At 59.1% G+C, this 12,381-nt stretch carries 15 protein-coding genes; all 15 read left to right on the top strand.

From position 1 onward, the window contains the following. The first annotated feature begins 53 nt into the window (after positions 1-53). The 15 genes from F2P67_RS13600 to F2P67_RS13530 all read left to right on the top strand — a co-directional run bounded on the left by F2P67_RS13600 (position 54) and on the right by F2P67_RS13530 (position 12,326). A complete protein-coding gene (locus F2P67_RS13600; protein ID WP_003204262.1) occupies positions 54-581 on the top strand; it encodes a YceD family protein in 528 nt (175 codons plus the stop codon). Positions 582-594: 13 nt separating this feature from the next. Next, entirely contained in the window at positions 595-777 is a 183-nt protein-coding gene (gene rpmF / locus F2P67_RS13595) for a 50S ribosomal protein L32 (RefSeq protein ID WP_003179396.1), read from the top strand. A 4-nt stretch (positions 778-781) separates the two neighbouring features. Continuing rightward, positions 782-1,792, top strand: coding sequence for a phosphate acyltransferase PlsX (gene plsX, locus F2P67_RS13590; protein ID WP_166220972.1), 1,011 nt, complete (start codon positions 782-784; stop codon positions 1,790-1,792). Between the two features lie 125 nt (positions 1,793-1,917). Further along, the gene (gene fabD / locus F2P67_RS13585) at positions 1,918-2,856 is read left to right on the top strand and encodes an ACP S-malonyltransferase (RefSeq protein WP_166220971.1); all 939 of its coding nucleotides are present in this window, start codon (positions 1,918-1,920) and stop codon (positions 2,854-2,856) included. 16 nt (positions 2,857-2,872) lie between these two features. After that, positions 2,873-3,616, top strand: a complete 744-nt coding sequence (fabG, locus tag F2P67_RS13580) for a 3-oxoacyl-ACP reductase FabG (RefSeq protein ID WP_166220970.1) — start codon at positions 2,873-2,875, stop codon at positions 3,614-3,616. Between the two features lie 196 nt (positions 3,617-3,812). Continuing rightward, a complete protein-coding gene (acpP, locus tag F2P67_RS13575) occupies positions 3,813-4,049 on the top strand; it encodes an acyl carrier protein (RefSeq protein ID WP_003175607.1) in 237 nt (78 codons plus the stop codon). 111 nt (positions 4,050-4,160) lie between these two features. Then, positions 4,161-5,405, top strand: a complete 1,245-nt coding sequence (gene fabF, locus F2P67_RS13570; protein WP_007908259.1) for a beta-ketoacyl-ACP synthase II — start codon at positions 4,161-4,163, stop codon at positions 5,403-5,405. Then, positions 5,405-6,220: an aminodeoxychorismate lyase gene (gene pabC, locus F2P67_RS13565; RefSeq protein ID WP_166220969.1), complete on the top strand. Its 816-nt coding sequence runs from the start codon at positions 5,405-5,407 to the stop codon at positions 6,218-6,220. Before fabF ends, pabC begins: the two co-directional genes overlap by 1 nt. Positions 6,221-6,223: 3 nt before the next feature. Beyond that, on the top strand, positions 6,224-7,396 hold the full coding sequence (mltG, locus tag F2P67_RS13560; protein ID WP_166220968.1) for an endolytic transglycosylase MltG: 1,173 nt from the start codon (positions 6,224-6,226) through the stop codon (positions 7,394-7,396). Positions 7,397-7,415: 19 nt separating this feature from the next. Then, positions 7,416-8,048: a dTMP kinase gene (gene tmk, locus F2P67_RS13555; protein WP_166220967.1), complete on the top strand. Its 633-nt coding sequence runs from the start codon at positions 7,416-7,418 to the stop codon at positions 8,046-8,048. Next, positions 8,041-9,024 carry a DNA polymerase III subunit delta' gene (locus F2P67_RS13550; protein ID WP_166220966.1) on the top strand — a complete coding sequence of 328 codons (984 nt, stop codon included), beginning with the start codon at positions 8,041-8,043 and terminating at the stop codon, positions 9,022-9,024. Before tmk ends, F2P67_RS13550 begins: the two co-directional genes overlap by 8 nt. Before the next feature lie 42 nt (positions 9,025-9,066). Then, the gene (locus F2P67_RS13545) at positions 9,067-9,423 is read left to right on the top strand and encodes a PilZ domain-containing protein (protein ID WP_166220965.1); all 357 of its coding nucleotides are present in this window, start codon (positions 9,067-9,069) and stop codon (positions 9,421-9,423) included. 15 nt (positions 9,424-9,438) lie between these two features. Further along, the gene (locus F2P67_RS13540) at positions 9,439-10,230 is read left to right on the top strand and encodes a TatD family hydrolase (RefSeq protein ID WP_166220964.1); all 792 of its coding nucleotides are present in this window, start codon (positions 9,439-9,441) and stop codon (positions 10,228-10,230) included. A gap of 351 nt (positions 10,231-10,581) precedes the next feature. Further along, on the top strand, positions 10,582-11,220 hold the full coding sequence (locus F2P67_RS13535) for a TetR/AcrR family transcriptional regulator (protein WP_007908276.1): 639 nt from the start codon (positions 10,582-10,584) through the stop codon (positions 11,218-11,220). 137 nt (positions 11,221-11,357) lie between these two features. Continuing rightward, complete coding sequence (locus tag F2P67_RS13530) at positions 11,358-12,326, top strand: GTP 3',8-cyclase MoaA (protein ID WP_166220963.1); 969 nt, start codon at positions 11,358-11,360, stop codon at positions 12,324-12,326. Positions 12,327-12,381: the final 55 nt, after the last annotated feature.

Genomic DNA, 12,381 nt, shown 5'->3' with positions numbered 1-12,381 from the left:
CAGGGCACAATTTCCTTTGACATGGGTGGGTGCATCCCTATAATGCTGCGCCTATGTTGAATGACCCGATTCCACCTCACGTTGACCCGCGCAAATTGGCTGACCGTGGCACCACCCTTCAAGGTGAACTGCTGCTGGCCGATTTGAAGAGACTCTGCGACCCGCTTTCCGACGATGTCGGTACGGTGCAGGCGAAATTCGTTTTTGAACGAGATGAACGTAAATCTGTGGTGATCCACAGCTTTATCGACACCGAAGTCAAAATGGTTTGCCAGCGTTGTCTTGAGCTGGTCACCCTGCCGATCCACAGCGAATGCAGTTACGCTGTAGTGAAGGAGGGTGCGAATACCCAGTCGTTACCGAAAGGTTATGACGTGCTGGAACTGGGCGAAGATCCATTGGATCTGCAGTCACTGATCGAGGAGGAGCTTCTGCTCGCCTTGCCCATTGTGCCTGCTCATCATCCGGAAGAATGCCAGCAGCCGGCGGGAGCAGATGAGCCCGAACCGAGCGAGGACGAGGTAACGCGGTCCAACCCGTTCAGTGTATTGGCGCAGTTAAAGCGTGACCCAAACGTTTAGGAGTTAATCAATTATGGCTGTTCAGCAGAACAAAAAATCCCGCTCTGCCCGTGACATGCGCCGTTCGCACGACGCTCTCGAGGCTAGCACCCTGTCTGTAGAAAAAACCACCGGTGAAGTTCACCTGCGTCACCACGTATCGCCAGAAGGCGTATACCGTGGTCGTAAAGTGATCGACAAGGGCGCTGACGAGTAATCACTTGTCCGCTCAAGTCATCGCGATTGACGCAATGGGCGGGGACTTCGGTCCCCGCAGCATTGTTCAGGCCAGCCTTGCTTGCCTTTCTGCTACCCCCTCGCTGCACCTGACCCTCGTCGGTCAACCCTCCCTTCTTGAAGAATTGATCAACGGCCAATCGGCTGCCGATCGCGCGCGCCTGACAATTGTTGCGGCGAGCGAAGTCATCACCATGGACGAAAAGCCGACCCAGGCCTTGCGTGGCAAGCCGGACTCGTCGATGCGTGTCGCCCTGGAACTGGTCCGCGATGGCAAGGCGCAAGCGTGTGTCAGCGCCGGTAATACCGGTGCGCTGATGGCCTTGTCGCGGTTCGTTCTGAAAACCTTGCCGGGTATCGATCGTCCCGCCATGGTGGCGGCGATTCCGACGCAGAAGGGTTATTGCCAGTTACTCGACCTTGGTGCCAACGTCGATTGCAGTGCCGAGCATTTGTTGCAGTTCGCGGTGATGGGCTCGGTGGCGGCGCAGACACTGGGCATTGCTCGTCCACGTGTGGCATTGCTGAACATTGGCACCGAAGACATCAAGGGTAATCAGCAGGTGAAACTGGCAGCGACGCTGTTGCAGGCTGCTCGCGGCATCAACTACATCGGTTTTGTCGAGGGCGACGGCCTGTATCGCGGCGAAGCGGACGTAGTGGTTTGCGACGGATTTGTCGGCAATATCCTGCTCAAGTCCAGCGAGGGGCTGGCAACGATGATTGCGGCGCGGATTGAAGCGCTGTTCAAAAAGAATCTGGCTTCCCGCGCCGTGGGCGCCTTGGCGTTGCCGCTGATGAAGCGCTTGCAGGCTGATCTGGCGCCGGCGCGACATAACGGCGCAAGCTTCCTCGGCTTGCAGGGTATCGTGGTAAAAAGCCACGGTTCCGCCGGGGTTCAGGGCTTTCAGAGTGCGATTCAGCGCGCGCTGATCGAGATTCAGGAAAATCTTCCGGAGCGCCTTCATGGTCGTCTGGAGGATTTGTTGTCTTAGGCGTTTTCGTCGGACAATGCTTAAATGTGACCGCCCGGTTCAAAGGGCCATCCAACTGTCAGTTTCTTGCGTCCCTCTAGCGGGATGCCATTTTTCCGACGACAAGATCATTAGGGGCTTGTTACATGTCTGCTTCCCTCGCATTCGTCTTTCCAGGACAGGGTTCGCAGTCCCTCGGCATGCTGGCCGAGCTGGGCGCGCAACATCCGCTGATCCTCGAAACTTTCAAAGAAGCCTCAGATGCACTGGGCTACGACCTGTGGGCATTGACCCAGCAAGGTCCGGAAGAGCTGCTCAATCAAACCGATAAAACCCAGCCGGCCATTCTGACCGCCTCGATCGCCCTGTGGCGTCTGTGGCTGGATGAAGGTGGCGCGCGTCCGGCCTTCGTTGCCGGTCACAGCCTGGGTGAATACAGTGCGCTGGTCGCTGCCGGCAGCCTGACTCTGGCTGATGCCGTGAAGCTCGTTGAGCGTCGTGGTCAGTTGATGCAGGAAGCGGTTCCGGCCGGGCAGGGCGGCATGGCTGCCATTCTCGGTCTGGAAGATGCTGATGTGCTGGCAGCCTGTGCAGAAGCTGCGCAAGGTGAAGTGGTCAGCGCCGTCAACTTCAACTCCCCGGGCCAAGTCGTTATTGCGGGTGCCAAGTCTGCTGTCGAGCGCGCCATCGAAGGTTGCAAGGCGCGCGGCGCCAAGCGTGCCATGCCGCTGCCAGTGAGCGTGCCGTCGCACTGCGAGTTGATGCGCCCGGCGGCCGAGCGATTTGCCGAATCCATCGCCGCCATCGACTGGCAGGCGCCGCAGATTCCGGTGGTGCAGAACGTCAGCGCGCAAGTACCGGCCGATCTGGAAACCCTCAAGCGTGATCTGCTCGAACAACTCTACAAGCCGGTTCGCTGGGTCGAATCGGTACAGACGCTGGCGGCCAAGGGCGCGACCAATCTGGTCGAATGCGGCCCGGGCAAAGTACTGGCCGGTCTGAACAAACGTTGCGCCGAAGGCGTCGCGACTTCCAACCTCAATACCCCAGACGCTTTCGCTGCCGCCCGTGCAGCGCAAGCCTGAATCAGGAGAAACTTGCATGAGTCTGCAAGGTAAAGTTGCACTGGTCACCGGCGCAAGCCGTGGCATCGGCCAGGCTATCGCACTGGAACTGGGTCGTCAGGGCGCCATCGTCATTGGCACCGCTACCTCCGCTTCGGGCGCCGAGCGCATTGCTGCGACCCTGAAGGAAAACGGGATTCAGGGTGCAGGTTTCGAACTCAACGTCACCAGCGATGAGTCGGTCACTGCGGTGTTGGCAGGCATTCAGGCGCAGTTCGGTGCTCCAGTGGCGATCCTGGTCAATAATGCCGGTATCACCCGCGATAACCTGATGATGCGCATGAAAGACGACGAGTGGTACGACGTGATCGATACCAACCTGAACAGTCTGTATCGCCTGTCCAAGGGCGTGCTGCGCGGCATGACCAAGGCGCGCTGGGGTCGAATTATCAGTATTGGCTCGGTGGTGGGTGCCATGGGCAACGCAGGCCAAGTAAACTATGCAGCCGCCAAGGCCGGTCTGGAAGGTTTCAGCCGTGCAATGGCGCGTGAAGTCGGTTCGCGTTCGATTACGGTCAACTCGGTAACCCCAGGGTTTATCGACACCGATATGACGCGCGAGCTGCCTGAAGCACAGCGTGAAGCCTTGCAGACGCAGATTCCGCTGGGTCGTCTGGGACAAGCTCAAGAGATCGCCTCTGTGGTCGCTTTTCTTGCATCCGACGGTGCGGCATACGTCACTGGGGCTACAATCCCGGTGAACGGTGGGATGTACATGTAAGTAAAATGTGACGGATTGCTTCAAAAAAATGTCATACGAGCTGTCTAAAATCCGTTATAAAGCTGCAATCTATTTATAGGCAGAGGGCTGCAGGGTTTGAGGAGTGAAGCTTTCAGTTGAAAAGCTGAAAAGTCTTTCTATACACTTACCCACTGGCCAGCTGCCTGAATTTGTCCATTAGGAGTGAAAACAAGGTATGAGCACCATCGAAGAGCGCGTCAAGAAAATCGTTGCCGAGCAACTGGGTGTTAAAGAAGAAGAAGTGGTCAACACCGCTTCCTTCGTAGAAGACCTGGGTGCCGACTCCCTTGACACCGTTGAGCTGGTGATGGCTCTGGAAGAGGAATTCGAGACCGAAATCCCTGACGAAGAAGCTGAAAAGATCACTACTGTACAAGCTGCAATCGACTACGTTACTAGCCACCAGGCGTAATAGTTTGTAATCGTTGTTTGCTGTCATGGAAAAACCGCACTGCCATCATGGCGTGCGGTTTTTTCTTTAGGCCTGATGCAAAGTCGTCGTCATTTGAAAAAGGAGAGTGCTGTGTCGCGTAGACGCGTCGTAGTCACCGGTATGGGTATGTTGTCGCCACTGGGCACGGATGTGCCGAGCAGTTGGCAGGGCATTCTGGCTGGCCGTAGTGGCATTGGTCTGATCGAACACACCGACCTTTCTGCCTATTCCACCCGCTTTGGCGGCTCGGTAAAGGGCTTCAATGTCGAGGAATACCTGTCGGTCAAGGAAGCGCGCAAGCTCGACCTGTTCATTCAGTACGGTCTGGCGGCTGGCTTTCAAGCCGTTCGCAATGCCGGTCTGGAAGTCACCGACGCCAACCGTGAGCGCATTGGCGTGGCCATGGGTTCGGGGATCGGCGGTCTGACCAACATCGAAGAAACCAGCCGTACCCTGCATGAGACGGGCCCGCGTCGAATCTCGCCATTCTTCGTGCCAGGCTCGATCATCAATATGATTTCCGGTTTCCTGTCCATCCATCTGGGGGCACAGGGGCCTAACTACGCCATCGCCACTGCATGTACCACCGGTACGCACTGCATCGGTATGGCGGCGCGCAACATCATGTACGACGAAGCCGACGTGATGATTGCCGGCGGTGCCGAGATGGCCGCGTGCGGTCTGGGCATGGGCGGCTTTGGCGCTTCCCGTGCACTGTCGACCCGCAACGACGAGCCGACCCGTGCCAGCCGTCCGTGGGACAAGGGCCGTGACGGTTTTGTGCTGTCCGACGGTGCCGGTGCGCTGGTGCTTGAAGAACTCGAGCACGCCAAGGCGCGCGGCGCGACCATCTACGCCGAGCTGATCGGCTTCGGCACCAGCGGCGATGCTTTCCACATGACCTCGCCACCTGCCGACGGCGCCGGTGCAGCTCGCTGCATCACCAACGCGCTTCGCGACGCGAAGATTAATGTCGATCAAGTGCAATACATCAACGCCCACGGCACCTCGACGCCGGCCGGCGACCTCGCCGAAGCCAACGCAATCAAGTCGGTGTTCGGTGATCACGCCTACAAACTGGCGGTCAGTTCGACCAAGTCCATGACCGGTCACCTGTTGGGTGCGGCAGGCGCGGTTGAAGCGATCTTCAGCGTGCTGGCGATCAACAGCCAGGTGGCGCCGCCGACCATCAACCTTGATGAGCCGGATGAAGGCTGCGATCTCGATTTCGTGCCGCACACCGCGCGCAACATGGACATCGATGTCGTGTTGTCCAACTCCTTCGGTTTTGGCGGCACCAACGGCACCTTGGCGTTCCGCCGGTTCGCCGGCTGATGGACTGCTGGGTCGACGGTCAACCGGCTGACAGTCTGTCGCTGAAAGATCGCGGCCTGGCTTACGGCGATGGTCTGTTCGAGACCATCGCCGTGCATGACGGTCAGCCGATCTTGCTGGATCGGCACCTGACGCGACTGGCCGACGGCTGTGCGCGTCTGGCCATCGCCGCCGATATCGAGCTGATTCGCCAGGAACTGCTGAGTTACTCGGCAGCCATGGGCGAAGGTGTGCTCAAGTTCATCCTGACGCGTGGCGACGGTTTGCGCGGTTACGCACCCGATCCCGCGGCACCGGGCCGACGCATTCTGCAAGGCAATCCACCGGCGGCTTATCCTGCGGTTAACGCTGAACAAGGCATTCGCCTGTTTCCCTGCAGTAACCGTTTGTCCAGACAGCCACTGCTCGCCGGACTCAAGCATCTCAATCGACTTGAACAAGTCATCGCCCGTGCCGAGTGGCAGGACAGCGAGCACGCCGAAGGCTTGATGCTCGATCAGGCGGGGCGGGTCATCGAAGGCGTGTTCAGTAACCTGTTCATGGTGCGCGACGGCGTATTGATCACCCCGGACTTGAAGCGTTGTGGCGTCGCCGGTGTGATGCGCGCCGAAATATTGTTTCAGGCCGAGTCGTTGGCCATCCCCACCCAAATTACCGACATCAGCCTCGAACAGCTGCAATGGGCTGATGAAGTCTTTCTCTGCAACAGCGTTTATGGCGTCTGGCCGGTACGCGCCTGTGCTGCTCTGAGCTGGCCGGTTGGCCCGCTCACCCGTAAACTGCAAACCATTGCCCGCGCGCTACTGGATGCCTGATTCGTGAGACGTAAACTTTTGCTGCTGCTGGAAACCGGACTGGTTCTGGCAGGGCTGCTGATGGGCGCCAGCGCCTGGAAGATTCACTCCGCACTGGAACAGCCCCTGAACATCAAGCAGGAAGAACTGCTGGATGTGCCGAAAGGCTCTACACCGACCCGTACTTTCCTTGAGCTCGAAACCGACGGCGTCATCAAGGACGCGTTCTGGTTGCGGGTTTATTGGCGTTTCAACCTCGCCGGCACCCCGATCCACAGCGGTGAATACCGCATGCAGCCGGGCATGACCGTCAACGGTCTGATCGACTTGTGGAAACGTGGCGAAGTTGTTCAGTACAGCCTGACGCTGGTCGAGGGCTGGAATTTCCATCAAGTGCGAGCTGCGCTGGCGAAAGATGAAAAGATCGAGCAGACCCTGAATGGTCTGAGCGACAGCGACGTCATGGCGAAGATTGGTCATAAAGGGCTGTTCCCGGAAGGGCGTTTTTTCCCTGACACCTATCGCTTCGTTCGCGGCATGTCCGACGCCGAACTGTTGAAAAAGGCATTCGATCGTCTCGACGAAGTGCTGGCCAATGAGTGGGAAAAACGCTCGGCCGATGCGCCCTACAGAGAGCCGTATCAGGCATTGATCATGGCCTCGCTCGTCGAGAAGGAAACCGGTGTGCCACAGGAGCGCGGCGAGATCGCCGGGGTCTTCGTGCGTCGTATGGCACTGGGCATGCAATTGCAGACGGATCCGACGGTGATCTATGGTTTGGGTGATCGTTACACTGGCAAACTGACCCGTGCGCATCTGAAAGAGCCGACGCCGTACAACACGTACGTGATTCCCGGCTTGCCGCCGACGCCGATCGCGATGGTCGGGCGCGAAGCAATTCACGCGGCGCTGAACCCGGTGGACGGCACCAGCCTGTACTTTGTCGCCCGTGGCGATGGCAGCCACGTTTTCTCTGATGACCTCGATGCGCACAACAATGCGGTTCGCGAGTTCCAGCTCAAGCGCCGTGCCGATTACCGCTCCAGCCCGGCGCCGGCGGCAGCCCCTGAAGCGACGCCGACTGAGGACGCGATTCCTGCGGCATCCCCGGACACCGCGCCGGAATCGCTGCCTCAGGTTGCACCTCAGGAACCTGCCTCGACTCCGGAAGCCGCTGCCCCACAAAACGCGCAATGACTTTGATTAAGGACTGCCTGTGACTGGCTTGTTTATTACCCTGGAAGGCCCGGAAGGCGCCGGCAAAAGCACCAACCGCGAATACCTCGCCGAGCGCCTGCGCGCCGCCGGTATCGAGGTGGTGCTGACCCGCGAGCCCGGCGGCACGCCACTGGCCGAACGCATTCGCGACGTGCTGCTGGCGCCGGCCGACGAAGTCATGAACCCTGACACCGAACTGCTGCTGGTTTTCGCTGCGCGGGCCCAGCATCTGGCTGAAGTCATTCGCCCGGCACTGGTCCGTGGCGCGGTGGTGCTGTGTGACCGGTTCACCGATTCGACTTACGCCTATCAGGGTGGCGGTCGCGGTTTGTCGCTGGAGCGAATCGCCGCGCTGGAGGCATTCGTACAAGGAGATCTGCGTCCGGATCTCACACTGATTTTCGATCTGCCGGTGGAAATCGGCCTGGCCCGTGCCAGCGCCCGAGGTCGTCTGGACCGTTTCGAACTGGAAGGCCGTGAGTTTTTCGAGGCCGTGCGCAGTACGTTCCTCAAGCGCGCCGAAGCTGATCCGGCGCGTTACGTGCGGATCGACGCCGGTCAGCCGTTGGCCAAGGTTCAGCAATCGCTGGACACGTTGCTCCCGAACTTGCTGGAGCTGGCTCGTGGCTGAAGCCTACCCATGGCAGGACAGCCTTTGGCAGCAACTGGCCGGTCGCGCTCAGCATGCCCACGCGTATCTGCTTCACGGTCCGGCCGGCATCGGCAAACGGGCGCTGGCCGAGCGGCTGATGGCCAGCCTGTTGTGCCAGCGTCCAACGCCGGAAGCCTGTGGCGAGTGCAAATCCTGCCTGCTGCTCAAGGCCGGCAGTCACCCGGACAATTACATCCTCGAACCGGAAGAAGCCGACAAGGCAATCAAGGTCGATCAGGTGCGCGATCTGGTCAGTTTCGTGGTGCAGACCGCGCAACTGGGCGGGCGCAAAGTGGTGTTGATCGAGCCGGTCGAGTCGATGAACATCAACGCCGCCAACGCCTTGCTGAAAAGCCTTGAAGAGCCCTCGGGCGATACCGTGTTGCTGTTGGTCAGTCACCAGACCAGCCGTTTGCTGCCGACGATCAAGAGCCGTTGCGTGCAGCAGGCCTGCCCATTGCCGGGTGAGGAAATGAGCCTGCAATGGCTGGCCCAGGCGCTGCCGGACTGTTCCGAAGAGGAACGTGTCGAACTGCTGACGCTGGCTGCCGGTTCGCCGTTGATGGCGGTCAGTCTGCAATCCCAGGGCGTGCGCGAGCAGCGCGCGCAAGTGGTCGAGGGCGTGAAAAAACTGCTCAAGCAGCAGCAATCGCCGACGCAACTGGCCGAAGAATGGAAGAGCATTCCGATGCTGCGCCTCTTCGACTGGTTCTGCGACTGGTCGAGCCTGATCCTGCGCTATCAGTTGACGCAGGATGAAACTGGCCTCGGTCTGACGGACATGCGTAAAGTCGTGCAGTATCTGGCGCAGAAGAGTGCGCAAGGCAAAGTCCTGGAAATTCAGGACTGGATTCTCGCCCAGCGACAGAAAGTCCTGAGCAAGGCCAACCTCAACGCGGCATTGCTGCTGGAAGCGTTGCTGGTGCAATGGGCGGGATTGCCTGGCCAAAGATAAGAATGTGTACCTAGACTCTGAACATCAGCAGTGGAGGTCAACATGAATGAACCGATCAGCCCTGGGCCGCGCAACGGCATCTTGTCCCTGACCATCAAGGACAAGTCGGTGCTTTACGCCGCGTACATGCCGTTCATCAGGAATGGTGGCCTGTTCATCCCGACCAACAAGAGCTACAAGTTGGGCGACGAGGTGTTCATGCTGCTGAACCTGATGGACGAGGCCGAAAAGATTCCGGTGGCCGGCAAGGTCGCGTGGATCACGCCAAAAGGGGCGCAAGGCAATCGCGCCGCCGGTGTCGGCGTGCAGTTCAACGATGGCGACAACACCGCGCGCAGTCGCATCGAAACCCATCTGGCCGGAGCCCTCAAGTCCGACCGTCCCACTCATACGATGTAAGTAGCCGTATTTTTTATGCTCGTAGATTCCCATTGTCACCTTGATCGTCTCGACCTTGCCGCCCATGACGGCTCGCTGGATGCCGCACTCGATGCTGCCCGCGCACGCGGAGTGGGGCACTTTCTGTGCATCGGCGTGAGTGCCGACAACGCCGCCGACGTCAAAGCGCTGGCCGAGCGTTATGTCGACGTCGATTGTTCGGTCGGCGTGCATCCACTGGATGTGCAGCCGGGCGCAGCCCCTGCACTGGACTGGCTGCTGCACGAACTCAATCACCCGAAAGTGGTGGCGATCGGCGAAACCGGTCTGGATTACCACTACGAGCCGGAAGCGGCCGAGTTGCAGCAAGAGTCTTTCCGGCTGCACCTGCAAGCTGCGCAACAGACCGGCAAACCGGTGATCATCCACACCCGTGGCGCCCGTGCCGACACGCTGGAATTGTTGCGCGAAGCTGCGCTGCCCCAGGCCGGCGTGCTGCATTGCTTCACCGAAGACTGGGACATGGCCAAGGCTGCGCTGGACATGGGTTATTACATTTCCCTGTCGGGCATCGTCACCTTCCGCAATGCCGATGCGCTGCGTGATGTCGCGAGCAAGGTTCCGGCGGATCGTCTGCTGGTGGAAACCGATTCGCCGTATCTGGCGCCGATCCCTTATCGCGGCAAGCCGAACCTGCCGCAATATGTTCGCGAAGTGGCGGAGTTTCTGGCGATGCTGCGCGGTGAGAATTACGAGCGTTTTGCCGAGCAGACCACGGAGAATTTCAAGCGTCTGTTCCCGCTGGCGAGTGTTAAATCTGCCCTGTAAGCCCTGGCCAAATCGCAGGCAAAAAAAACCCGGGTTCTGGGGGGTGAATCCGGGTTAAGACCATTAGGAGTAAAACAAAGGCACGCGGTCCTTTGGTACCTTTACCGGCGCGGCACTTGGGGGAGATGCCGCCCGACAGTTCAAGTATTGATCAGTCTGGCGTGCAGTCCAGTTAGCCGGTCGGGGTTTTTAAACAAATTTGGAATACGTTCGCTTCAGTTGAGTTCTCATTGCGCCTCAAACGTTCGCAAAATGAACAAGAAACACAGATATGGTCGGATGATCCGTGCATTTTTGCGCAAGTTAGGCATAATACGCGGCTTCGAATTTTGACCCTTCAGACCTTTTCTTATGCACAAAGAACCTCGTAAGGTCCGTGAGTTTCGTCGCCGCGAGCAAGAAATTCTCGATACCGCGCTCAAGCTGTTCCTCGATCAAGGTGAAGACAGTGTCACCGTCGAGATGATTGCTGATGCCGTGGGTATCGGCAAAGGCACGATCTACAAGCACTTCAAGTCCAAGGCCGAGATCTATCTGCGCCTGATGCTCGATTACGAGCGCGATTTGAACGAGCTGCTGCATTCGGCCGATGTCGACAAGGACAAGGAAGCGCTGTCCCGTGCCTACTTCGAATTCCGCATGCGCGATCCGCAGCGTTATCGCCTGTTTGACCGCCTCGAAGAGAAGGTGGTCAAGGGCAATCAGGTGCCGGAAATGGTCGAGGAACTGCACAAGATCCGTGCCTCGAACTTCGAACGCCTGACCCTGCTGATCAAGGGCCGCATCAGCGAAGGCAAGCTCGAAGACGTGCCGCCGTATTTCCACTACTGCGCATCCTGGGCGCTGGTGCACGGCGCGGTGGCGCTGTATCACTCGCCGTTCTGGAGCAACGTGCTGGAAGATCAGGAAGGTTTCTTCCAGTTCCTGATGGACATCGGCGTGCGCATGGGCAACAAGCGCAAGCGCGATCCGGAAACCCCGAGCAGCTGAGCCATTCAGCTGCCTTATGGCGCCATTATTTCGCTACATGACGCCGTACCGCAGGAATATACTCAGGCATAGGGCTTGCTAAAACTTGAATTCTGAGTCAAGTTTTAGCCGCTCGATTTTCCACCGCCGGAGTGATCATGATCGTTGACCGTCAAGGCAGGCGTTTTCGCAATTTGCGCATCAGCCTGACCTCAGCCTGCAATTACGCGTGTACCTACTGCGTGCCCAACGGCAAGCGGCTGGTCGCTGCGCAGGATGAACTGTCGGCCGAGGCCATGGCACGCGGCGTGGCGTATCTGATCGAAGCCGCCGGCATCGAGCGTCTGCGCATTACCGGTGGCGAGCCGCTGGTCAGCCCCAAACTCGAAACCTTCATGACCGCCGTCGGCCAGATGGGCCTGGAAGACATCAGCCTGACCACCAACGGTCAACTCCTCGCGAAAAAGCTGCCGCTGCTGGTCGATGCCGGTTTGCGCCGCATCAACGTTTCCCTCGATACCCTGGACGCCGGTGCGTTCCGCAGCATCGCCCGTGGCGGTGATCTGGCGACCGTGCTTGATGGCATGGATCAGGCGAAAGCGGCGGGGATGAAGATCAAGGTCAACATGGTGCCGTTGCGCGGGCAGAACCTCGATCAGGTGATGCCGCTGCTGGACTACTGTCTGGAGCGTGGCTATGAGCTGCGTTTCATTGAGCTGATGCGCATGGGCCACCTGGCCAACGACTCCAACGCGTTCCTGCAACAGTTCGTCAGCCTGCAACAACTGCTGGAGTTGATCGGCGAGCGCTACGAGTACGCGCAAACCGACGCGCCGGTGGACGCCACGGCCGTGCGTTATGCGATTCCCGGCCTGGGCAATTTCGGCGTGATAGCCAACGAAAGCGTGCCGTTCTGCCGGACGTGCTCGCGTCTGCGGCTTTCGTCGACCGGTTGGCTGCATGGCTGCCTGTCATCGAGTAACCGTCACTATGTCGGCGACCTGCTCGACAAGCCGCGTCATCAGGCCCTGCCGGCGTTGCAACGCCTCTTGGTGAAAGCCTTGGGCGACAAGCAGGAAGTGGCGTTCTCCGGCGGCGCAACCATCATGAAAATCATCGGCGGCTGAACAATAGTCTTCGCGAACAAGCCCGCCCCCACCCTGGAATGCATTCCAGGGTGGG

The organism is Pseudomonas atagonensis (assembly GCF_011369485.1).
GTDB lineage: Bacteria > Pseudomonadota > Gammaproteobacteria > Pseudomonadales > Pseudomonadaceae > Aquipseudomonas > Aquipseudomonas atagonensis.
The sequence above is the reverse complement of the archived record's forward strand: the minus strand, read 5'-3'. Positions and strand labels throughout refer to the sequence as shown.

Excerpts from the sequence above, each read along its gene's own strand:
- fabD (WP_166220971.1), top strand. The coding sequence starts at position 1,918 with ATGTCTGCTTCCCTCGCATTCGTCTTTCCAGGACAGGGTTCGCAGTCC.
- fabG (WP_166220970.1), top strand. The coding sequence starts at position 2,873 with ATGAGTCTGCAAGGTAAAGTTGCACTGGTCACCGGCGCAAGCCGTGGC.
- acpP (WP_003175607.1), top strand. The coding sequence starts at position 3,813 with ATGAGCACCATCGAAGAGCGCGTCAAGAAAATCGTTGCCGAGCAACTG.
- pabC (WP_166220969.1), top strand. The coding sequence starts at position 5,405 with ATGGACTGCTGGGTCGACGGTCAACCGGCTGACAGTCTGTCGCTGAAA.
- F2P67_RS13535 (WP_007908276.1), top strand. The coding sequence starts at position 10,582 with ATGCACAAAGAACCTCGTAAGGTCCGTGAGTTTCGTCGCCGCGAGCAA.
- F2P67_RS13545 (WP_166220965.1), top strand. The coding sequence starts at position 9,067 with ATGAATGAACCGATCAGCCCTGGGCCGCGCAACGGCATCTTGTCCCTG.
- F2P67_RS13600 (WP_003204262.1), top strand. The coding sequence starts at position 54 with ATGTTGAATGACCCGATTCCACCTCACGTTGACCCGCGCAAATTGGCT.
- F2P67_RS13540 (WP_166220964.1), top strand. The coding sequence starts at position 9,439 with ATGCTCGTAGATTCCCATTGTCACCTTGATCGTCTCGACCTTGCCGCC.
- F2P67_RS13530 (WP_166220963.1), top strand. The coding sequence starts at position 11,358 with ATGATCGTTGACCGTCAAGGCAGGCGTTTTCGCAATTTGCGCATCAGC.
- rpmF (WP_003179396.1), top strand. The coding sequence starts at position 595 with ATGGCTGTTCAGCAGAACAAAAAATCCCGCTCTGCCCGTGACATGCGC.